Source organism: Altererythrobacter sp. Z27, from assembly GCF_052683155.1.
Map to the genome: position 1 here is coordinate 1,490,806 of NZ_JBQYMC010000001.1, position 19,872 is coordinate 1,510,677.

The following is a 19,872-nucleotide window of genomic DNA, read 5'->3' on the forward strand; positions in this document are numbered from 1 at the left end:
CAGCCGCGATCGTGGCCTCCTGTCAAAGCTTCTCGTGCCCGCCGGTTGAACCGAATCCGCCCGCGCCGCGCACAGTCTCGTCGAGTTCGTCGACTTCGTTCCATTCGGCCTGCGTCACCGGCGCGAGCACCAGCTGCGCCACACGGTCGCCCCGCGCGATCGCGAAGGGTTCTGCGCCATGGTTGATCAGAATCACCTTCAGCTCGCCGCGATAGTCGCTGTCGATCGTGCCCGGCGTGTTAGGAACGGTGATGCCGTGCTTCAGCGCGAGGCCCGAACGCGGGCGAACCTGGATTTCGTATCCGTGCGGGATCGCCAGCGCGAGGCCGGTCGCCACCGCATGGCGCGCGCCCGGCGCGATCGAGACCGTCTCGGCCGAAACAACGTCCATCCCGGCAGCGCCGCCAGTGGCGTAATGCGGCAAATCCAGCCCGACACCGTTTGGCAGGCGCTTGACCCGCACCCCCACCTTGTCACCCATCGGCTTGCTTCGCCTTCAATGCATCCGCCATCCGCTGGACCAGCGCCATCGCCACTTCTAGCTTGGGCATTTCCTCGAGGCTTTCGACGCCTTCGTCGCTGACGATGTGCACGCGGTTGGTGTCGCCGCCCATCACATTGCCCGATACGTCATTGGCGACGATCCAGTCGGCCGCCTTGCGCTTGCGCTTCTTCTTGGCGTTTTCGATCACATCCTCGGTCTCGGCGGCGAAACCGACCACCAGCGACGGGCGATCGGAAGCCGCGGCGACATTGGTGAGGATGTCCGGATTCTCGGTCAGTACCAGCGCCGGTGGGGCTGAGCCGCGCTTCTTCATCTTCTCGGGCTTGTATTCCTTGGGGCGCCAGTCTGCGACTGCTGCAACCATCACCGCGATATCGGCAGGCAGCCCCTTCTTCACGGCATCGTTCATCTGCTGCGCGCTTTCGACGTCGATCCGTTTGACTCCCTCGGGCGTCTTGAGCGATACCGGGCCGGACACCAGCGTGACCTTGGCCCCCAGCGCGGCTGCAGCTGCAGCGATGGTGAAGCCCTGCTTGCCCGACGAACGATTGGCGATGTAGCGCACCGGGTCGATCGCTTCCCAGGTCGGCCCGGCAGTGACCAGCACATGCTTGCCCTTGAGCGGGCGATGGCCACGCTCGACTGCGAACGCCATGCCGGCCAGCGCGTCTTCCTCGTCCGCCACGACATCCTGCGGCTCGATCGGGGCGTCGCTCTCTTCGCCATCGAAAGGCTCGGGCTCGGCATCGCCCGCACCGGTCTTGACGGTGTGGTTGATCGCTTCGGGATCGGTCGGCGGAGCGGAACTCGCCGCGCCCTTCTTGGCCAGGATCGGGCCCTCGGCAGCGGCAGCGGCCTCTTCGGCGCCCTCGCCCGCTTCAGGCGTTTCCTCGCCTTCTTCTGCCAGCTCGGCCGCTTCTTCCTCTTCAAGGAATTCGGCTTCGATCTCGTCTGCCGAACGCTTGGGGGTGGAGCGCGGGATGATCGAAGCGAGCAATCCGCCCAGCCCGCCGCCCTTGGGTGCGACTTCTGGTTCGAGCGCCTCGTCGGATACCTCTTCCTCTTCCTCGGGCTCTGCAGCCGAAACGCGCGCGGGCTTGGGCTCTGGCAATTCGACTTCGATGCCGAAATGGCCGGCGATCTCCGCCCAGATCACTTCGGGTTCGGGCAAGCGGCCATAGCCGAACTCGCCGCAGGCCATCGCCCCTTCATCGGGATCGAGCACCGTGACGCCGGCCTGTCGCAGCCATGCGAGGTTGCGTTGAGTCGCGTCATGTTCCCACATGCGCACATTCATCGCGGGGACCGCCATCACCGGCTTGTCGGTGGCGAGGATCAGCGTGGTTGCCAGATCGTCTGCGATCCCGGCCGCCATCTTGGCCATCAAATCCGCTGTCGCCGGGCACACCACAACCAGGTCTGCCTCGCGGCTCAGCTGGATATGCCCCATTTCGGCTTCATTCTTGAGGTCCCACAACGTGGTGTGGACTTGGTTCTCGCTCAATGCGGCGAGCGCCATCGGCGTGACGAATTGCTGCCCGCCCGCGGTCAGCACGCAAGTGACATCGCCCCCACCCTTGCGGATGAGGCGGACCAGCTCGCACGACTTGTAGGCGGCGATACCGCCTCCCACCACGAGCAGGATTTTCGGCCCTGCGCCGCTCACGAGCAAAATCCCGTGTCAGCGCGCTGCGACACACACATGATTGCGAAAAGCTCCCCTGGTTCGAACCGCCTTAACGAAGCCTAGCCGCATAGCCAGCCCCAGCCAACCCTGCGTTATAGTGGTTAAGTTTTACCTAGCGCTTTCCTAACATGCGGCTAACAATGTCAGGAAGATTTTGGGGGAGCCACAGATGATCCTGATGCTGCGCGCGCTGCTTTTCGTGGGCGGATTGTTCTTCGTGCTGATGGGAATCGGCTTCCTGCTCGATCCGGTGGGAGCCGGCGCCAATTTCGGGATCAGCCCGCAAGGCACGCTGGGCCTCGCCTCGATCCGCGCCGACATGACCGCATTCTTCATCGTAGCAGGCGGCTGCCTGGTATGGGGCGCCTGGGCGCGCAAGGGCGATCCGCTGCTGGTTTCTGCCGCGCTGATGGGCATCGCGCTGGTCGGGCGTTTCGCAACGCTTGCGATTGACGGGCCGCACGACATGTTCTGGCAGCCGATGGTGGTCGAGGCGGTGACAGCGATTGTGGCGCTGATCTGCAGCCGGGTGCTGCCGCACACTTCGTTCGAGGGCGGGGACTAGGCAGAAGGTAATTTGTTGGTCAGGTAGCGAAAGAATTGCGCAGCGAAGATACCGCATGCGGCGCCATAGCCAACGAAAAACCAGTCGCCATGCGGATCAAAACCGTCGAGCGATGCCATCACCAGCGCGCCCCCGATAGCGCCCACGGCTGTGTAAACCCAGGACCTGGAAGCTGACGGATACCGTCTCGAAATCTGACCTAGCGCCCAGCCCATTACCGTTGTCGGTAACCACGAGATCATCAGAGAAAAGGGTATCGCAAAAAATGAGCCGAAAAGAAGCAAACCAAGATATTCGCCCAAATTTGTAAGAAGCGGCCCATCGGTCAGCTCGCTTGGATCCTTGGCGACCATCGCGGTGCTGAAAAGGAACATACCGAACACGCCGGTCACGATCGCCGTTATGAAGCCGAGCGCTATCGCCTGAAGGATCGAGACCGGGGCACGCGCGCCCGCAACTAGTTCCAAAGCGCCATGCCTCCCAGCGCAAGACCGGCGCCAACCAACGCCGGCAGCAGGTAACTCAACCAGCTACGTCCCTTGCGCGCGGTCGGGCCGACGATCAGCTCTATTTCGGGGAGAGGGGGCGGCTCGGGCGCGCCGCCCTTGGCCGGGAACTGGACTTCCACCCGCCGCAGCAGATCGGGCAGGCGCAGCAGCGTCGAGAAATTCTCCCGGATCGCATCGGCCAACGCGGCTTCCGGCCCCAGCTCGTCGCGCACCCAGCCACGCACATAGGGTGCGGAAGTGTCCCACATATTGATCTGCGGGTTGAGCTGGGTGGCGATGCCTTCGACCATCACCATGGTCTTCTGAAGCAGCAGCAGGTGCGGCTGCGTCTGCATGTCGAAATCGCGCGTGATCGCAAACAGCCCGTCGAGCATCTGGCCCACGCTGAGTTCGCTCACCGGCTTGCCCCGCATCGGTTCGCCCACGGCGCGCAGCGCGGTCGCGAATTCATCGACCGAGTGATAGCTCGGGACATATTTCGCTTCGAAATGGATTTCTGCCACGCGGCGGTAATTGCCGGTGGTCAGGCCGTAGAGGATTTCGGCCAGCCATACACGCGCACGCCGGTCGATCCGCCCCATGATGCCGAAATCGATCGCCACTATAGTCCCGTCGTCTTCGACGAACAGATTGCCCTGGTGCATGTCGGCATGGAAATAACCGCCGCTGATCGCCTGCGTCAGGAATGCCAGCACCAGCCGGTTGGCCAGCGCGGGCAGATCGTGCCCCTTGGCCCTGAGCTCTTCGACCTTGCTGATCTTGATGCCGTCGATCCATTCGATCGTCATCACCCGGCCGTTAGTGCGATCCCAATCGACCGCAGGCACGCGATAACCGGCAAAGCCCTTCATCGCTTCGGCGAGTTCGGAAGCGGAAGCCGCTTCGCGCCGCAAATCGAGCTCGCGATTGGTCCAGCGCTTGAAATTGGCGATGGTCAGCTGCGGGCGCAACCGCCGCGCCTCATCACTGCCGAGCGCCTCGAGATGCGCCGCGGCCCATTCATAGGTGTTGATGTCGCGTGCAAAGCGTTCGCGGATGCCTGGGCGCAGCACCTTCACCGCGACCTGCCGCCCGTCGCTCGTCACCGCGCGATGGACCTGCGCGATCGAGGCCGCGCCGACCGGTTCGGGGTCGATATGCTGGAACAGCTCGCTCAGCGGCTTGTCGAAGGTGGCTGCAATCGACGCCTCGATCTCGCTGAAGGGCACCGGCGGCAGGCTGTCCTGCAAGGTCAAAAGGTTGTTGGCGGCCACTTCGCCCACAAGGTCGGGCCTGGTCGCCAACGTCTGCCCAAGCTTGATCGCGGCAGGGCCGATATCCTTGAACGCCCCGGCATAGTCGGGGATCACAGGCTGGAAGGTGCCGAAGCGCGCGATCCGTGCGAGCCGCTTGACCGCGGCCGGCGTATTGGGATCGCGCTCGATGCCACGCAGCGCTCCGTGCCGCGCCAGCGTGCGGCCCCATTTCAGGAGCCGAAAGATATGCGTGGCGGGACGTGGCACCCTATATCTTCCACCCCGAATGGATGTTCACTGCGCCGCCCAGGATCTTCTCGACGCGCGTGTTCACAAACCCCGCGTCCCTGATCATCCGTTCGAACTCATGCGCCAGTGGGAAGCGGCGGATCGATTCGGCGAGGTAGCGATAGCTCTCTTCATCATCGGCAATCGCCTTGCCCAGCTTGGGCATGATCTGATGTGAGTAGAGATCGTAGATTTCCTTGAAGCCCGGCCAGTCGGTCGTGCCGAATTCCATGCAATAGAAACGCCCGCCAGGTTTCAGCACCCGATGCGCTTCACGCAGCGCCTTGTCGATGTGAGTGACGTTCCGGATGCCGAACACGATCGTGTAGGCATCGAAAGTGTTCGACGGATAGGTCAGCGTTTCCGCATTCTGGCATGACCACGAAAGGCCGTCGATCCCGCGTTCCATCGCGCGCTCTATACCGACGTCGAGCATGTCCTGGTTGATGTCTGCCACCACCACTTCGGCCCCTCGCGCCGCCATGCGGAAGGCGATGTCGCCAGTGCCGCCCGCCATGTCGAGAATCGCCTCATGCGGCTGAGGCTTCACGCGCTTGACGAAGCGGTCCTTCCATAGCCGGTGCATGCCGCCCGACATGGCGTCGTTCATCACGTCATACTTGCGCGCGACGTTGGAAAAGACCGCGCCCACGCGGCGGGTCTTTTCGTCGGGGGCTACGTCTTCATAGCCGAAGGAAACTTTATCGGTCATCGCGGGGCGCCTTAGGATGAATTGCGAGCGCGGCAAAGGGTGTTAAGGGAACATCTTTGTTGCGTATGGCGCCAGTCCGCCAATCGAAAGAAACCATGCCGGAGCTTCCCGAAGTAGAAACAACGGTCCGCGGCCTTGCGCGGTTCCTCGATGGTGCGCGGATCACCCGCGTGGCGCTGAACCGCCCCGATCTGCGCCGCCCGTTCCCGCCGGATCTGGTGCAGGTGCTGACCGGAGCCGAAGTCACCGGCCTGTCGCGGCGCGCCAAATACGGGCTGATCCATACCGACCGCGAGCAGACCATGGTGTTCCACCTGGGCATGAGCGGTCGTTGGCGGATCGACCCCGCAGAACCCGACAAGCACGACCATCTCGTGATCGAAACCGCAGACCATCGGTTTGCACTGTGCGACCCGCGCCGGTTCGGCTCGGTCGACTTGGTGCCGACCAGCGGCCTCGAGACGTGGGCGTCCTTCGCCGCGATGGGCCCCGAACCGCTCGGGCCCGATCTTGGCCCCGCGCAGCTCAATGCCGCGCTCAAGGGGCGCAGCCAAGCGATCAAGCTGTGCCTGCTTGACCAGCGCATCGTGGCCGGGCTCGGCAATATCTATGTGTGCGAGGCGCTGTGGCGCGCGGGCATCCATCCGCGCAAGGCAGGCGGCAAGGTCACAAAGCCGCAGCTCGAGCGGCTGGTGCCCGCAATCCGCGAAGTTCTGGAGCAGTCGATTCGCGATGGCGGCTCGACGCTGCGCGACTTTGCGCAGCCCGACGGCGAGCTGGGCTATTTCGCCACGCGCTTCGACGTCTACGGCCGCGAGGGCGAAGCGTGCCGCCACGCGGATGGAGGCATCATCCGGCGCCTCGCGCAAGGCGGCCGCAGCAGCTGGTTCTGCCCCAACTGCCAGCGCTAGGCGGCAGGGCGAGTTCGGCTTGACGATTCGGGTCTTGGCGACTATGTGCGCCGCTTTCCGGCGGTTCGCTGCCGTTTCCGAGCAACATTAAAGACAGATTTTTCCGGCCGTATCAGGCGGTCGAGAGACAAGGACGAACATGGCCAATACGCCGCAAGCCAAGAAGCGCATCCGCCGCAACAACAACCGCGCCGAAGTGAACGGTGCGCGCATGAGCCGCATACGTACCTTCGTGAAGAAGGTGGAAGCCGCGATCGAAGGTGGCGACAAGGCTACCGCCGCTGAAGCGCTCAAGGCTGCGCAGCCCGAACTGGCTCGCGGCGTGGCACGCGGCGTGCTCCACAAGAACACCGTGGCGCGCAAGATGTCGCGCCTGACCAAGCGAGTCGCAGCACTCTGATTCGCTTTTGGACGGCGTTTCGGCGCCGCTGAATAGCTCAAGGGCCGACCCCAAAAGGGTCCGGCCCTTTTGTTTTGCCCGGCAGGTAAAGCCCGCTTCGCAAGAAACCCTAGGTTTTTCCACGATTCGCATCGCGCGAAGGCCATAAATCGTTTATTTTCAATAATTTGAACGGAAGGCTGCGGGTTTGAGGCGAGTCAACCGAATTATTTCTCTTTTTTTACGGCTAGCCCCCTTGCCTTGCTGTCAAAGGCGTACATAAATCGACTTCACTTGGGGCGGGACAGCCCGGGTTTTTACAAGCTGATGCGATGGGGGAACGCTCGGAACGCCGATTCCGGGCGAAGGCAGAGCTTTGCCATCGTATATGTCGATTACAATGACTCTGGTGTTCAGCCGGAGGTGCTCAGGATTGGTTGGGGAATGGTCCAGAAAAATGACAAGGCACGGGTGGCAAAACGGGCAATCGACGAAGATCTGATGGAAGACGCCGAAGCCGTTAACCTCGCTGCCGATTGGGCCGATATCAGCCAGGGCCTGCGCAAGGATCTGGGGCACCAGCTCCACAGCCAGTGGATCAAGCCGATCCAGCTGGGCATGCTGTGCAAGGAAACCGGCACGCTCGATCTTTACCTGCCGACCGAATTTTCCGCGAATTGGGTGAACGATCGATTCCATGACCGGCTGCAGCTGGCGTGGAAGATCATGCGCAGCGAAGTGCGCAAGGTGAAGATTTCGGTCCATCCGGGTCGCCGCCAGCTGCCCGAGCTGATGCTCGACGGCAGCCGCCGCCCGGCCAATGACGGTTCCGAAACGAGCGCGCTTGCGGTTGCCGCTGGCACGATCGGCGATGCGGGCTTCACCAGCTCGGTCGGGCTCGACCCCTCGCTCACTTTCGGAGCCTTCGTCACCGGCGAAACCAACGTGCTGGCCTGCAACGCGGCGCAGCGCATGTCGGCGACCGAACAGCCGCAATTCTCGCCGCTCTACCTCAAGGCCGCGACCGGCCAGGGCAAGACGCACCTGCTCCACGCGATCGGCCACGCCTATCTCACGGCGCATCCGCGTGCGCGCATCTTCTACTGTTCGGCAGAGCGCTTCATGGTCGAATTCGTCCAGGCGCTCAAAGCCAACCAGATGATCGAGTTCAAGGCGCGGCTGCGCAGCTTCGACCTGCTGTTGGTTGACGATATCCAGTTCATCATCGGCAAGGCCTCCGCGCAGGAAGAACTGCTCTACACGATCGATGCGCTACTGGCCGAAGGCAAGCGGCTGGTGTTCGCCGCGGACCGTGCGCCGCAAGCGCTCGACGGAGTCGAACCGCGCCTGCTCAGCCGGCTTTCGATGGGCCTGGTGGCCGACATCCAGCCCGCCGATATCGAGCTGCGCCGCTCGATCCTCGAATCGAAGCTGACCCGCTTCGCGCCGCTCGACGTGCCCGATGACGTGGTCGATTTCCTCGCCCGAACCATCACCCGCAACGTGCGCGAACTGGTGGGCGGCCTCAACAAGCTGATCGCCTATGCCCAGCTGACCGGACAGGAAGTGTCGCTCCAGCTGGCCGAGGAACAGCTCACCGATATTCTTTCGGCCAACCGCCGCCGCATCACGATCGACGAGATCCAGCGCACGGTGTGCCAGTTCTATCGCATCGACCGCGCAGAAATGTCGTCGAAGCGCCGCGCCCGCGCTGTGGTTCGCCCGCGCCAGGTTGCGATGTACCTTGCCAAGGTGCTGACGCCGCGCAGCTATCCGGAAATCGGCCGCAAGTTCGGCGGGCGCGACCATTCGACCGTGATCCACGCGGTGCGGCTGATCGAAGACCTGCGCAAGCGCGATGCCGACATGGATGGAGACGTGCGCAGCCTGCTGCGGCAATTGGAAAGCTGAGAGGCATAGCCTCCGGCCCTTTGGGGGACGCTACCCACATACTACCCACTGCTGATCGACAGGCCTGTCCACAGGCTTGTCGACAGCGTGTGCGCAGCGTGTAAACAGCCTTTCCATGAGCTCTGCGCCGCTTTCTCCACAACGCCTCGAGCGTTTCGCGCGCCATATCGTGCTGCCCGAAATCGGCGGCGCAGGGCAAGTCGCCCTCAGCCAAAGCCATGTCGCGGTGATCGGGCTCGGCGGGATCGGCTCGCCCGCACTGCAATATCTCGCCGCCGCCGGGATCGGCCAGTTCACGCTGGTCGACAATGACGCGGTCGATGCCAGCAATCTCCAGCGCCAGACGATCTTTTCCGCGCGCGACGTGGGGCATGGCAAGGCGGTGGGCGCGCGCCGCTGGTTGGCCAATTTCGACGACACGCTCAAGGTCGAGATCAGCGACACGCGCATCACGGCAGAGAATGCCGGGAGCATGATCGCCGGGGCGGGCCTCGTGCTCGACGGGACCGACAATTTCGCTACCCGCCTCGCCGTGTCCGACGCCTGCGTCGCGGCGGGCATTCCGCTGCTGTCAGCCGCCGTCGGGCGTTTCCAGGGCCAGGTCGGCGCCTTTGCGGGGCACCTGCCGGGGCAGTCCTGCTATCGCTGCTTCGTGGGCGATGCCTTCGATGCCGAGGATTGCGACACTTGCGCCGAAGACGGCATGCTGGGGGCGATGGCGGGCTGGACCGGCAGCTTCGCCGCGATGCAGGCGGTGCGCGTGCTGCTGGGCGGGGTCAGCGCATTCGGCGACCCGCAATTCGGCAAGCTGCACATACTCGACGGCATGGCGCCGGGCATGCGCACGCTGACGATCGCGAAAGACCCGGCGTGCAAGGGGTGCTGCGGCGGCGCAAGCTGACGCCCCCTACTTCATCGCAGAGAGCGCCGCTTCGGCAGGCTCGCCAACCCCTGACAGCCTGAGCGCTTCGCCGAGCGCCTGGTCCGCGGAGACCGGGATGTTGGGCTCGATCCCCACGCCTTCCCAGCCCTCGCCGGTATCGGGATCGAACGTGCGGCCAAAGGGAATGAAGGCGGCGAAGTTGAATCCCGCGTCGAGCGGTTCCATCGAACCGTAATTGCCCGCGCCGCGCGTCGTCTCCCCGATCAGCGTGGCACGCCCGGTCCGCTTCAGCGCCAGCGCGAGGTGCTCTGCTGCCGAAGCGCTGCGCTTCGCGGTGAGCAGGTAGATAGCGCTTTGCTGGAAGGCCCCGTTTTCGGCCGGAACGACACGATGCTCATGCCGGACAATGCCTGCGGGCGCGTCGACCCGGTGCAGCGATGCCTCAAGCGGCGCGTCGCCTGCGGCTTCGGCAACCGAGGCGCGCGTGTCCATCATGACCAGCCCGGTCGGCGCATCGAACAGCTGGGGAAACAGCAGGTCCATTTCGTCTAGGCCGCCGCCGCGGTGCGTTCGGATGTCGATGATCAGCGACTTCGCCCCGCGATGTTCGTCGATGAAGCTGCGGAGCGCCGCCATGGTGGCTTCGGTTCCGAAGAATGCTTCGAACCGGATGTAGGCCACTCCCTCGGCGATCCAGCCCGATTTCGAGATCGTATTGGTCGATTGTTGCGGCCCGACCGGCCCCGAAGTCGCCGCCTGGCTTTCGCCTTCCGGCCCCGCGCGCGCTTCCGGCGGAACCACATGCACCTTCAGATGCCCGTCCTTCTGGATCGCCTGGAGGTCGGCGGTCACCGCTTCGGCAAATGTCTTTGCGTCGGGAAAATCGGAATATTTGCCAGCGGCAAGATTGGTACGGAGCATCGCGGCATAGGCCTTCCCGGTTTCGGGAAACACGAAATTGTCCTCGAGCTTGGTCGCGAGCACGCTCACCGCTTCGTCGGCCACCGATTGATCGAACGGCTCCGGCATTACGTCGGACGACGCGGTCGAGGGACCGGTCGCCTGTGCCAGCAGCGCAGCCGGGGTCGCTGCCGCCAAAGCCATGAAAATCAAACCACGCATTCACAAACTCCACTGATTTAGTTGAGCAATACAGTACGGCCCCGGCGATGCGAATTGTGCGCAAATTTACTGCACTTCGCGCCAAATTTTGGCACAAGATGCGCCGTGATGGACCGATTCGACCTCGCCCTGCTGAATGCCGTGCAGCGCGACGATTCGCTCACGGCCGACCAGCTGGCCAACCAAATTCCCCTGTCGCCATCGGCGCTCGCCCGGCGATTGCGCAAGCTGCGCCGGGATGGATGGATCGCGCGGACAATCGCGCTTCTCTCGCCGCGGCTGACCGAGCGGCGCTTGCGGGCAATCGTGATGCTGCAGCTCAATGAACACGCCGACCAGCGCGGGAAGAGCGCACTGCTGAGGCGCATTGACGCGGTGCCGCAGATCCAGTTCTGCTACGAACTCACCGGAACATTTGACCTGCTGGCGATGATCGATTGCAGCAATATGGCCGAGTTCAACAAGGTGGTCGAAGATGTCCTAGAAATCGATCCGGTCGTGCGCCGCTACGAGACCAGCTTCGTAAAGCGCGAAACCAAGTTCGCGCCCTTCGTCGATCTCCTGGCGAGCGAGCCGACGCCCTGAGGCACCAGCCCGGCTGCGGGCCGCCATTTGACCTCGATCATTGCACATGGCCTTGGTCAGGACATAAGCATCGCATAACGCATGAGAAGGACTGGTTGCAGGTAGAGCCGTGAGCTTCGAGGCAGGACATTATTCAAGGCATCGCACCGGGCGTGGTTCGGCGGCAGCATGGCTGCTTGGACTTGTCACAATGATCCTGCTGGGAACGGGAAGCACTGGCCTCGCGCAGCAACCGCACAATCGGCCAAGCGAGCCCGCCGTTTCCGCGCCCCTCCCTTGCCTGCCCGATCCGAATGCAGGCGAAGACAGCGATCAGCAGGCATGTCTCAGCGAGCACATCGCGGGGTTTGGTGGCTACAATTACCTCGGGCCATGCGAGGTGGCAGCCTATCTGCTCGATCCGGAAACCAGCGCCGAAGCGCGCGATCTGCTCACGCGATATATCGAAGCGGCCTCGCAAGACTGTGGCGAGCGATTGTCGATCGACATCCGCCACGGCGCGTACAATTATGTCGACCTGCACCGCTGGGGCAGCCAGGCAGGCGAGCTGCTGACAGGCGATGCGGATAGCATGATCGAGAACGCCGATGCCTTCATGGGGCCATTCATTCTCGACAATCGCGTCACCTTCTTCGTCGATCCCGAATCATTCATGACTCCCGCCACCGGACCCGATGCGGCCATCGCCGCGGCAAAGCAGGCACTGCTGGCCCATGGCTTCGACCTAGAAGCCTTCCGCTTCACGAGCGATCCGTTCTCGATCAGGTCACTGGCATGGAATTTCTTCGGGGTGAGCGATCCATGCGTGTCTGTGAAACCGCCGCTTTCCGTGTGCACCAATATCCCCGATGTGCAGGTCAGCTTCGTCGACGCCTCTCCCACGGGCGTGTTGGGCACGGCGCGGCTGCGGTCCGGACCGGGCCTCAGCTATATCTTTATTATCTCCTGGGACGCGCCCGTCTCGCTGGAAGAATACGCTGCCGATTTCATCTCAGAGGAAGACGCGGGCTATGCCCTGGCCAATCCTCACCGTTTCGCACTCGGTGAATTTCCCGCGATCCGCTTCGACCTGACACCGGCGAGGGAGGCGGAATCGCCTGTCGAGCAAGGCGAGCCCGGCCCGGAACTCTTCACTCCGAAGATGATTCTCTTCATCGACACTGGCGCTGGGATAGCCACCTTCAGCGATGCGCCGAGGATGCCGGGTTCTCCCGAAGCGACGTTGGAGGAAATCTATTCCGGCGCCGAAAGCGTCGCCCGGATATTGCGCATCCAGCATTGAGCGGGGGCCTGCCCCGCCCTGCCAAAAGCGAAATCCCGCCAAACCGTTCTCCTGAACGCGCGTTGCACAAGTTGCAACGCGCGTTCCCTCATTTGCGATGGCTTTCGTCCGATCGATGCGCCAACCAATGGAGGTCAGAAGGGCTTCTCGCCCTTCAGGCATCCTCTCCCAAACTCTCAAGCTGGGGGCGCCACGGCGCCTCCAGTTTTTTTATGCGAGCTCCAGCTGCAGCAGGCTGTCATGCTTTGATTCGCGAATGATCCAGTCGCGGAACAGCTTGATCGCCTGCGCGCTGCCCGATGCGGGCTTGGTCGCGATGGCATAGCTGAACGGGGTCGGCACATATTCGCCGAACGGGCGGACCAGCCCTGACTGGCCGCCATAGAAATTGAGCATGTCTTCGAGCACCAGCGCCATGCCGAGCCCGCTCTGCGCCGCGGCGATCAGCAATGGTCCATCGTCGAATGTCTCGACCTTGAGCGGGAAACTCTTCGGAATCTTCATTTCCTGCAGCCAGGTCGCAAGGATTTGCGGCAAGTGCTGGTGGATGAGAACGGGGGTTTCGCGCAGCGTCGCCCGCAGCCCGGCGAGTGGATCGACGACCCCTTCCCGCGCCACGGCGAAGGCGCCCTGCGGCCGCAAGGGCTCGAAATTCACCCGCTCGGAACCGTCTTCCGCAAAGAAGATGATCATGTCGAGCGTGTCACCCAGCTTTTCGATCGGCGAGCCGGAGGTGTCCAGCTGCAGTTCCACCTCGCGGTGCTCGCTGCGGAAGCTTTCCAGCCGCGGAATCAGCCACGCCGTCGCGAAGGAGGTCGGCACGCCGACAGTCAGCTTCCTTTTCTTCGTAGGCCCGTGCTTTTCGAAGGCGGAACTGATGCGGTCGAAGGGTTCCTCGATCTCGGCAAACAGCCGCCGACCGTTGCTGTTGAGCCGGAACTCATTGCCGCTGCGGGTGAATAGGATCTGCCCGGTGTGCTGCTCGAGCTTCTGGACGCGGCGGCTGAGCGCCGACACGGAGAGGCTCAAATCGGCCGATGCCTTGCGCAGCGAGCCAGCTCGAGCTGCAGCCAGGAAGGCTTCGAGGGATCCGGTGGGGGGGAGGCGTCGCATTGTCTTGTACTCGAAAGTTGAGCCTTATGCCTGACTATGCTGCGTTGCACAAATGATTTGATTGTGACGCAACGGGACACACCGGCCCAATCAAAGTTTCTATAAATCAATGCTCTATAGGCGTTGCTCAAATTGCAATGCGCTCTTGAAGGCTTTGCGATGGCAAATTTGACACCGGCGGACATATTGCAATGCAGCATCAATTGGAGGTTGCAATGTCCCACTTCAAATTTCTCATCCCCGCACTTTCGCTGGCCGTGCTCGCAGCTCCGGCCATGGCCAAGGGCAGCGAACAGGTCGAATTCACCTACAAGACGGGTGAGCTCGCCACCCCCGAGGCGCGCGAAGCGCTGCTCGACCGGATCAAGCTGGTTTCCGCAAGGTCGTGCCAGTCCAGCTCGCCGCTGATCTCCACCGGCGCACAGCGTTATTGCGCCGAAGAACTCGAAAACGAGATCGTCCGCGCGATCGGCGATGTGGAACTGATGGCGCTTTCCGACGTCGCGGCGGACCGGAAGTATCGCGCAGCCAGCCGCTGACCGAAGCGACAATTCATTTAAGCAAAGCCCCGCCTCCGCGCGGGGCTTTCGCTTTCTGGCGCTACGCGAGTGTCAGAATTTCATCCACCCAGGCCGGGACCAGTTCCCCCGCCCTGCCCTGGCGCGATTCGTGGAACCAGTGCGAGCCCTCGCTCCGCTCCAGGTTGAGTTCGAGCGTCCGCGCGCCCAATTCACGGGCATCCCGAACGAAACCTGCTGCGGGATAGACCGCGCCCGAAGTGCCGATGCTGACGAACAGGTCGGCCCCGCGCAATGCGCGATAGATGCGGTCCATCTGGTAGGGCATCTCGCCGAACCACACGACGTCGGGACGCAAGCTCGGCGCCTGGCACACCGGGCACGGCGGACGTTTGCCCTCTTCATTGGCTGACATAGGCGCGTCCCACGAGCTGCGCATCTCGCATGAGGTGCACAGCGCGCTCTTGAGCTCACCATGCATGTGCAGCACGCGCCTGGCGCCGCCGCGTTCGTGCAGGTCGTCGACATTCTGCGTCACGATCAACAGTTCGCCGCCCCATTCCGCGTCGAGCCGCGCCAAAGCCCTGTGGGCGGCATTCGGTTCGCGCGAATGAAGCGCCTTGCGCCGCATGTCGTAAAAGCCCAACACAAGGTCCGGGTCGCGGGCAAAGCCTTCGGGCGTGGCGACGTCTTCCACCCGGTGACGTTCCCACAGCCCGCCAGCATCGCGAAAGGTATCGATCCCGCTTTCGGCGGAAATCCCCGCGCCGGTGAGGATGACAATTGAGCGCACATCTGCCATGCGCCCGATCAGACACGAAAACCGGGCCAGGACGCAAGGACAATGACAGGCATCATCATCTTCGGGTCCGCAGGTCGGATGGGGCGCGCCGTTTACGAAGCCCTTGTGTCGAGTGGAGCGCACCTTGCCGGGGTCGACCAACCGGACATCGACAATAATCCGCGTCGCGATCCCCCACCGCGTGTGCCGCTGGAACAGCTGGCGCGTGGCGGCGGCGATGTGATCATCGATTTCACCAGTCCCGATGTGCTCGAGGAGAACCTTTGGGCAGCACAGGTGGCGAAGAAACCGATCGTGATCGGCACCACCGGCCTGACGGATAGCCACCATGCGATGATCGACCGCGCCGCGCGCTCGATCCCCGTCCTCTGGTCGGCCAATATGAGCATGGGGGTCAATTTGCTGGCGGCCCTTGTGAAGGATGCCGCTTCGCGCCTGTCGGTGGAATGGGATATCGAGATCCTCGAGATGCATCACCGCCACAAGGTCGATGCGCCTTCAGGCACAGCGCTGATGCTCGGCGATGCCGCCGCCGCAGGGCGCGGCATCGACCTCGATAGCGCCAAAGTCACTGTCAGGGACGGGATCACCGGCGAAAGGCAGTACGGAGACATCGGGTTTGCTACATTGCGTGGCGGTTCGGTGGCCGGGGACCACCAGGTCATCTTTGCGGCAGAAGGCGAACGGCTCGAACTCGGCCACCGTGCGGAAGGTCGCGTGATCTTCGCCCGCGGCGCCGTAAGGGCCGCCCAATGGCTGGTGGGCAAGGAGCCGGGCCGCTACACAATGGCGCAGGTGCTGGGGCTGTAGCCGGGCGCGCATGACCAGGGACCAGATATTCGATTTCTTCCGACGGTTGGCGGAGGACAATCCCGAGCCCGAGACCGAGCTTGAATATGGCAATGCCTACCAGCTCGTCGTGGCGGTGGCGCTCAGCGCGCAGGCAACCGACGTAGGCGTGAACAAGGCCACAAGGGCGCTGTTCAGGAAGGTGAAAACGCCGCAGCAGATGCTCGATCTCGGCGAGGATGGCCTGAAGGAGCACATCAAGACGATCGGCCTGTTCAATTCGAAAGCCAAGAACGTGATCGCAATGAGCCGGATACTCGTCGATCAGTACGGCGGCGAAGTGCCGGACACCCGCGAGGAACTGGTCAAGCTGCCGGGAGTCGGGCGCAAGACCGCCAATGTCGTGCTCAATTGCTGGTTCAAGCAAGAGACCTTCGCGGTCGACACGCATATCTTCCGCGTCGGCAACCGCACCGGGCTCGCCAAGGGCAAGACGCCGGAACAGGTCGAAGCCAAGCTCGAGAAGCGCGTGCCCGAGCCATTCCGCCTGCATGCGCATCACTGGCTGATTCTGCACGGTCGCTATGTTTGCAAGGCGCGCACGCCCGAATGCTGGCGCTGCAAGGTCGAAGACCTATGCAGCTACCGCAAGAAAGTGCTACAAAAGCCGGGTGAGGCGGCAAAATCGAAAGCCCGCGCCTGATTTGGTCAGGCGCCTGGAGAAGGAGCGCCTGCCATGAACCGTTTCAGCCTTATCGCCTTCCTGCCGCTGCTCGCAGTGGCCTGTGCGCCGGTTGAATCCAATGAGGAATTCGTGACCAAGGGCCCGCCCGTGAAAGTCGTGGGCGAACCGGTCAGCTGCATTCCGATCACTCAGATCCGCCAGTCGCTGGTGCGCGACGATCGCACCATCGATTTCGAGATGGCGGGCCGCAAGGTCTATCGCAACACACTGCCGCAGAGTTGCCCGAGCCTCGGCTTCCGCGAGGCTTTCACCTACAGCACATCGATCAGCCAGCTGTGCAACACAGAAATCATCTATGTGCTTGAGAATGTCGGCGGGCAGATGCGCCGCGGCGCAGGCTGCGGCCTCGGCAAGTTCGTGCCGGTGGAATATGCCAAGGATGAAGCGGAAGACTGACCGCGCCTGACCGGAGCGCCCGCTTCTGATGTGAAGGGAAAGCAAGCGATGCGGATTTGCCCGTTGGTTATGCTTGGCCTGCTGGCCGCCGCCGGTTCGACCGCGACAAGCGCCACTGCCCAGGATGCGGCAGAGACAGCCACCATCATCGCCGGAACCTCTGCCCCGCAGGCGCGTGGCGCGCGCAATCTGGGATCGGCGATCTCCGGCAGCATGCAGCGCGCCGCGGGAACCGTCAGGGTGCGTACAAGCGGCAGGCCCGCACCCCGCGGCAGAGGGCAACCTCAAGCGGATACCTCACGGACACTTCCGGCCGGCGTCGATGCGCTCGAAGGCACCGATGCGGCCTCCTACACGCTGGGCAATGGCGCGCGGATCAGCGTGAGCGGACGGCTCAACCCTGCTGCGGGTGCGGTCTGTACCCGCAATTGCCTGCCCGAAAATGCGGCTCCAGAAAGCTCAAGCGAAGAGGCAGGGGAAAGCGCTACGCCGCCCAAAGGCGAAGGCTGAGCCCTCCCCCAATTCCTAGACGTCGTCCGCGCTGACCATCTCCGCCCGGTCGATCTCGCCGGTCAGGCTTGCGACCGTGGTAGCCACGGCTGCGTCGCCGGTGACATTGGTAGTGGTGCGCATCATGTCCATGATCCGGTCAACGCCGGCGACGAAAGCGATCGTTTCGAGCGGCACGCCGACCGCTCCGAACACCAGCGCCATCATGATCAGGCCAGCGCCGGGAATGCCCGCAGCGCCGACCGCGCCCAGTGTGCCGAGGATCGAGATCAGCAGGTAATCGCCGAAGTCGAGCTGAACGCCGAAGATCTGCGCCCCGAACAAGGTCGCAAGGCCGAGATACATCGCGGTGCCGTTCATGTTGATCGTCGCGCCCAGCGAGATCACGAAACTCGCGACCGAATTGCTGATGCCGAGGTTGCGTTCGGCGCAGCGCAGCGTCACCGGCAGCGTGGCGTTGGAGCTTGCGGTGGAATAGCTCACCGCAATCGCGTCAACGATGCCCCGGAAGAAGTCGATCACCGGCAGCCGCGCGATGAACTTGATCATCGAGGAATACATCACGAGGATGATCAGCAGGCAGCCGAGATAGTTGAGGAATACCAGCTTGCCGAGCGCCGCCAGCGCCGACATGCCCAGCGTGCCTGCCACCCATGCCATCAGCGCGAAGACGCCGAAGGGTGTCAGCTCCATCACGATCATCGTGACCTTCTGCATGATCACCGCGCCGGAATCGAAGATGCGCTGGACCGGGGCGCCCTCTTCCTTGGCCATAAGAATGCCGATGCCGAGCAGCAGCGAGAAGATGATCAGCGGCAGCACGTTCACGTCCGCCATGACTTGCACAGGGCTTTGCGGCACCATGCCCAGCAGCATCTCGCGCCAGGTGGTCTCATTGGGTTCGGGTATCGCGCCCATCTGGATCATCGAAGTGTCGACGCCCGTGCCCGGCTGCATGAAAGTGCCAAGGCCCAGGCCCAGCCACACCGCGATCTGGCCGCTCACCACGAACAGCAGCATCGCACGCCAGCCGACGCTGCCCAGCTTTCGCAAGTCGCCGATACTGGCGACGCCCGCCACCAGGCTGAAGAAGATCAGCGGCACGACCAGCATCTTGATGAAGGCGACGAAGATATCGCCGATGATCTTGATGCTTGCCGCGCCCGGTCCCCAGAACCAGCCAACCGCGATGCCAAGCACGAGCGCAGCAATCACTCGCTGCCACAGCGGAATTCGGAACCAGGCCCCCATTGCGATCCTTCCCTCTTATCTCTGCGCCAGCACAGCCGTGGCGATGCGCGCGTAAATGCGGCTTAGCGTATCGAGGTCCGCCAAGGCCACAGCCTCGTCACGCTTATGCATGGTTGCGTTGCACAGGCCAAATTCGATCACCGGACAGACAGCACGCAGGAAGCGCGCGTCCGATGTGCCTCCGCTGGTCGAAGCCTCGGGCACCAGCCCGGTCTCGGCCTCTACCGCCTTGGCGATGATCCGCGAGAATTCGCCGGGCGGCGTAAGGAACGGCTCTCCCGAAATCACCGGGCGGGCCTTGCCGCCATGGCGCTCGGCAATCTCGACCACCTGCCGCGCAAGCGACGCGCCCGAATGGAGATCATTGAAACGGATCGAAATGCGCGCCTTGGCCTTGGCCGGGATCACATTGGTGGCCGGATTGCCGACCTCGATATCGGTGATCTCGAGATTGCTCGGCTGGAACCACTCGGTGCCGTCATCGAGATGGAGCGCATTGAGCTCGGACAGCATGGCGACCATGCGCGGCAGAGGGTTGTCGGCATTGTGCGGATAGGCGACGTGCCCCTGCGCGCCATCGACTTCGAGCCAGACGTTGAGCGATCCGCGGCGCCCGATCTTCATCATGTCGCCCAGCCGGTGGACGCTGGTGGGCTCTCCCACCAGGCACAGATCGGGCTGATGACCGGCTTCGCGCATATAGTCGATCAGCGCCCGCGTGCCGTGCAGCGCGGGGCCTTCCTCGTCGCCGGTGATGATGAAACTTATCGTGCCTGCATCCTGAGGCACATGCGCGACGGCGGAGACCATGGCGGCGATCGCGCCCTTCATGTCGACCGCGCCGCGTCCATGGAGCAACTCGCCGCGTATTTCGGGAGCGAAAGGCGCGCTGGTCCAGCCTTCCCCCGGCGGCACGACGTCGAGGTGCCCTGCGAAAGCGAAGTGCCGCGATCCCGCGGGCCCATGGCGGATCGCAAAGAGATTTTCGACCGGAGCTTCCTCACTGCCCGGCTCGCCATCTCCCCGGGTAAAGCGATGCACATCGAAACCGAGCGGGGCAAGCATGGCTTCGAACTCGTCGAACACCAGCCCGGTTGCGGGCGTGACGCTGGGTGCGGCAATCAGGCGATTGGCGAGCTCGGCGGTTTGGTTCATGATCGACCGGTTAGCAGGA

General features: G+C 63.3%; 22 protein-coding genes. 12 read left to right on the plus strand and 10 right to left on the minus strand.

From position 1 onward, the window contains the following. Positions 1–22: 22 nt before the first annotated feature. Together dut and ACUJ47_RS07285 are read right to left on the minus strand one after the other, a co-directional pair. Complete coding sequence (gene dut, locus ACUJ47_RS07280) at positions 23–481, minus strand: dUTP diphosphatase (protein WP_445537743.1); 459 nt, start codon at positions 479–481, stop codon at positions 23–25. Further along, complete coding sequence (locus ACUJ47_RS07285; RefSeq protein ID WP_445537744.1) at positions 474–2,171, minus strand: bifunctional phosphopantothenoylcysteine decarboxylase/phosphopantothenate synthase; 1,698 nt, start codon at positions 2,169–2,171, stop codon at positions 474–476. Before ACUJ47_RS07285 ends, dut begins: the two co-directional genes overlap by 8 nt. Before the next feature lie 190 nt (positions 2,172–2,361). On the opposite strand from ACUJ47_RS07285, the gene ACUJ47_RS07290 reads away from it, so the two are divergent. Continuing rightward, complete coding sequence (locus tag ACUJ47_RS07290; RefSeq protein ID WP_445537745.1) at positions 2,362–2,757, plus strand: DUF4345 family protein; 396 nt, start codon at positions 2,362–2,364, stop codon at positions 2,755–2,757. Here the strand turns inward: ACUJ47_RS07290 and ACUJ47_RS07295 are convergent. Genes ACUJ47_RS07295 through ACUJ47_RS07305 form a run of 3 tightly spaced genes read right to left on the minus strand, consistent with a single transcriptional unit; the run spans position 2,754 to position 5,501 of the window. Next, the gene (locus tag ACUJ47_RS07295) at positions 2,754–3,224 is read right to left on the minus strand and encodes a hypothetical protein (protein WP_445537746.1); all 471 of its coding nucleotides are present in this window, start codon (positions 3,222–3,224) and stop codon (positions 2,754–2,756) included. The two genes, ACUJ47_RS07290 and ACUJ47_RS07295, sit on opposite strands and share 4 nt — an antisense overlap. Next, positions 3,215–4,768 (minus strand): 2-polyprenylphenol 6-hydroxylase, encoded by a 1,554-nt coding sequence (ubiB, locus tag ACUJ47_RS07300; protein ID WP_445537747.1) that lies wholly within the window; start codon positions 4,766–4,768, stop codon positions 3,215–3,217. The genes ACUJ47_RS07295 and ubiB overlap by 10 nt, the downstream gene beginning before the upstream one ends. Position 4,769: 1 nt before the next feature. Then, positions 4,770–5,501, minus strand: a complete 732-nt coding sequence (locus ACUJ47_RS07305; protein ID WP_445537748.1) for a class I SAM-dependent methyltransferase — start codon at positions 5,499–5,501, stop codon at positions 4,770–4,772. Positions 5,502–5,596: 95 nt separating this feature from the next. Between ACUJ47_RS07305 and mutM the strand changes: the two genes are divergently transcribed. From mutM to ACUJ47_RS07325, 4 genes are all read left to right on the plus strand, one after another. Then, positions 5,597–6,412: a bifunctional DNA-formamidopyrimidine glycosylase/DNA-(apurinic or apyrimidinic site) lyase gene (gene mutM, locus ACUJ47_RS07310; RefSeq protein ID WP_445537749.1), complete on the plus strand. Its 816-nt coding sequence runs from the start codon at positions 5,597–5,599 to the stop codon at positions 6,410–6,412. Positions 6,413–6,551: 139 nt separating this feature from the next. Further along, entirely contained in the window at positions 6,552–6,812 is a 261-nt protein-coding gene (rpsT, locus tag ACUJ47_RS07315; RefSeq protein ID WP_445537750.1) for a 30S ribosomal protein S20, read from the plus strand. A 423-nt stretch (positions 6,813–7,235) separates the two neighbouring features. Next, positions 7,236–8,702 carry a chromosomal replication initiator protein DnaA gene (dnaA, locus tag ACUJ47_RS07320; protein WP_445537751.1) on the plus strand — a complete coding sequence of 489 codons (1,467 nt, stop codon included), beginning with the start codon at positions 7,236–7,238 and terminating at the stop codon, positions 8,700–8,702. 115 nt (positions 8,703–8,817) lie between these two features. Further along, a complete protein-coding gene (locus ACUJ47_RS07325; protein ID WP_445537752.1) occupies positions 8,818–9,603 on the plus strand; it encodes a HesA/MoeB/ThiF family protein in 786 nt (261 codons plus the stop codon). Positions 9,604–9,609: 6 nt separating this feature from the next. On the opposite strand, the gene ACUJ47_RS07330 is transcribed toward ACUJ47_RS07325, so the two are convergent. Next, positions 9,610–10,707, minus strand: a complete 1,098-nt coding sequence (locus tag ACUJ47_RS07330; protein ID WP_445537753.1) for a S41 family peptidase — start codon at positions 10,705–10,707, stop codon at positions 9,610–9,612. Between the two features lie 108 nt (positions 10,708–10,815). Here ACUJ47_RS07330 and ACUJ47_RS07335 point away from each other — a divergent pair, with 108 nt between their 5' ends. Further along, a complete protein-coding gene (locus ACUJ47_RS07335; RefSeq protein WP_445537754.1) occupies positions 10,816–11,292 on the plus strand; it encodes an Lrp/AsnC family transcriptional regulator in 477 nt (158 codons plus the stop codon). A 190-nt stretch (positions 11,293–11,482) separates the two neighbouring features. Further along, a complete protein-coding gene (locus ACUJ47_RS07340; RefSeq protein ID WP_445537755.1) occupies positions 11,483–12,574 on the plus strand; it encodes a hypothetical protein in 1,092 nt (363 codons plus the stop codon). A 210-nt stretch (positions 12,575–12,784) separates the two neighbouring features. On the opposite strand, the gene ACUJ47_RS07345 is transcribed toward ACUJ47_RS07340, so the two are convergent. Next, positions 12,785–13,687, minus strand: coding sequence for a LysR substrate-binding domain-containing protein (locus tag ACUJ47_RS07345; protein WP_445537756.1), 903 nt, complete (start codon positions 13,685–13,687; stop codon positions 12,785–12,787). Between the two features lie 215 nt (positions 13,688–13,902). On the opposite strand from ACUJ47_RS07345, the gene ACUJ47_RS07350 reads away from it, so the two are divergent. Next, on the plus strand, positions 13,903–14,226 hold the full coding sequence (locus ACUJ47_RS07350; RefSeq protein ID WP_445537757.1) for a UrcA family protein: 324 nt from the start codon (positions 13,903–13,905) through the stop codon (positions 14,224–14,226). A 61-nt stretch (positions 14,227–14,287) separates the two neighbouring features. Here the strand turns inward: ACUJ47_RS07350 and ACUJ47_RS07355 are convergent, their stop codons facing one another. After that, on the minus strand, positions 14,288–15,007 hold the full coding sequence (locus ACUJ47_RS07355) for an NAD-dependent deacylase (protein ID WP_445537758.1): 720 nt from the start codon (positions 15,005–15,007) through the stop codon (positions 14,288–14,290). A 42-nt stretch (positions 15,008–15,049) separates the two neighbouring features. Here ACUJ47_RS07355 and dapB point away from each other — a divergent pair, with 42 nt between their 5' ends. From dapB to ACUJ47_RS07375, 4 genes are all read left to right on the plus strand, one after another. Next, on the plus strand, positions 15,050–15,817 hold the full coding sequence (gene dapB, locus ACUJ47_RS07360; RefSeq protein WP_445537759.1) for a 4-hydroxy-tetrahydrodipicolinate reductase: 768 nt from the start codon (positions 15,050–15,052) through the stop codon (positions 15,815–15,817). A gap of 10 nt (positions 15,818–15,827) precedes the next feature. Further along, positions 15,828–16,499 (plus strand): endonuclease III, encoded by a 672-nt coding sequence (nth, locus tag ACUJ47_RS07365; RefSeq protein WP_445537760.1) that lies wholly within the window; start codon positions 15,828–15,830, stop codon positions 16,497–16,499. A 33-nt stretch (positions 16,500–16,532) separates the two neighbouring features. After that, entirely contained in the window at positions 16,533–16,937 is a 405-nt protein-coding gene (locus tag ACUJ47_RS07370; protein ID WP_445537761.1) for a hypothetical protein, read from the plus strand. A 69-nt stretch (positions 16,938–17,006) separates the two neighbouring features. Further along, entirely contained in the window at positions 17,007–17,447 is a 441-nt protein-coding gene (locus ACUJ47_RS07375; RefSeq protein ID WP_445537762.1) for a hypothetical protein, read from the plus strand. 15 nt (positions 17,448–17,462) lie between these two features. On the opposite strand, the gene ACUJ47_RS07380 is transcribed toward ACUJ47_RS07375, so the two are convergent. Together ACUJ47_RS07380 and dapE are read right to left on the minus strand one after the other, a co-directional pair. Further along, on the minus strand, positions 17,463–18,698 hold the full coding sequence (locus ACUJ47_RS07380; RefSeq protein WP_445537763.1) for a dicarboxylate/amino acid:cation symporter: 1,236 nt from the start codon (positions 18,696–18,698) through the stop codon (positions 17,463–17,465). Between the two features lie 15 nt (positions 18,699–18,713). Continuing rightward, complete coding sequence (gene dapE / locus ACUJ47_RS07385) at positions 18,714–19,853, minus strand: succinyl-diaminopimelate desuccinylase (protein WP_445537764.1); 1,140 nt, start codon at positions 19,851–19,853, stop codon at positions 18,714–18,716. Between the last annotated feature and the right edge of the window lie 19 nt (positions 19,854–19,872).

Excerpts from the sequence above, each read along its gene's own strand:
- ACUJ47_RS07355 (WP_445537758.1), bottom strand. The coding sequence starts at position 15,007 with ATGGCAGATGTGCGCTCAATTGTCATCCTCACCGGCGCGGGGATTTCC.
- ACUJ47_RS07335 (WP_445537754.1), top strand. The coding sequence starts at position 10,816 with ATGGACCGATTCGACCTCGCCCTGCTGAATGCCGTGCAGCGCGACGAT.
- dapE (WP_445537764.1), bottom strand. The coding sequence starts at position 19,853 with ATGAACCAAACCGCCGAGCTCGCCAATCGCCTGATTGCCGCACCCAGC.
- ACUJ47_RS07350 (WP_445537757.1), top strand. The coding sequence starts at position 13,903 with ATGTCCCACTTCAAATTTCTCATCCCCGCACTTTCGCTGGCCGTGCTC.
- ACUJ47_RS07330 (WP_445537753.1), bottom strand. The coding sequence starts at position 10,707 with ATGCGTGGTTTGATTTTCATGGCTTTGGCGGCAGCGACCCCGGCTGCG.
- ACUJ47_RS07375 (WP_445537762.1), top strand. The coding sequence starts at position 17,007 with ATGCTTGGCCTGCTGGCCGCCGCCGGTTCGACCGCGACAAGCGCCACT.
- ACUJ47_RS07370 (WP_445537761.1), top strand. The coding sequence starts at position 16,533 with ATGAACCGTTTCAGCCTTATCGCCTTCCTGCCGCTGCTCGCAGTGGCC.
- rpsT (WP_445537750.1), top strand. The coding sequence starts at position 6,552 with ATGGCCAATACGCCGCAAGCCAAGAAGCGCATCCGCCGCAACAACAAC.
- dnaA (WP_445537751.1), top strand. The coding sequence starts at position 7,236 with ATGGTCCAGAAAAATGACAAGGCACGGGTGGCAAAACGGGCAATCGAC.
- dut (WP_445537743.1), bottom strand. The coding sequence starts at position 481 with ATGGGTGACAAGGTGGGGGTGCGGGTCAAGCGCCTGCCAAACGGTGTC.
- dapB (WP_445537759.1), top strand. The coding sequence starts at position 15,050 with ATGACAGGCATCATCATCTTCGGGTCCGCAGGTCGGATGGGGCGCGCC.
- nth (WP_445537760.1), top strand. The coding sequence starts at position 15,828 with ATGACCAGGGACCAGATATTCGATTTCTTCCGACGGTTGGCGGAGGAC.
- ACUJ47_RS07380 (WP_445537763.1), bottom strand. The coding sequence starts at position 18,698 with ATGGGGGCCTGGTTCCGAATTCCGCTGTGGCAGCGAGTGATTGCTGCG.
- ACUJ47_RS07345 (WP_445537756.1), bottom strand. The coding sequence starts at position 13,687 with ATGCGACGCCTCCCCCCCACCGGATCCCTCGAAGCCTTCCTGGCTGCA.
- ACUJ47_RS07290 (WP_445537745.1), top strand. The coding sequence starts at position 2,362 with ATGATCCTGATGCTGCGCGCGCTGCTTTTCGTGGGCGGATTGTTCTTC.
- ACUJ47_RS07305 (WP_445537748.1), bottom strand. The coding sequence starts at position 5,501 with ATGACCGATAAAGTTTCCTTCGGCTATGAAGACGTAGCCCCCGACGAA.
- ACUJ47_RS07340 (WP_445537755.1), top strand. The coding sequence starts at position 11,483 with ATGATCCTGCTGGGAACGGGAAGCACTGGCCTCGCGCAGCAACCGCAC.
- mutM (WP_445537749.1), top strand. The coding sequence starts at position 5,597 with ATGCCGGAGCTTCCCGAAGTAGAAACAACGGTCCGCGGCCTTGCGCGG.
- ACUJ47_RS07325 (WP_445537752.1), top strand. The coding sequence starts at position 8,818 with ATGAGCTCTGCGCCGCTTTCTCCACAACGCCTCGAGCGTTTCGCGCGC.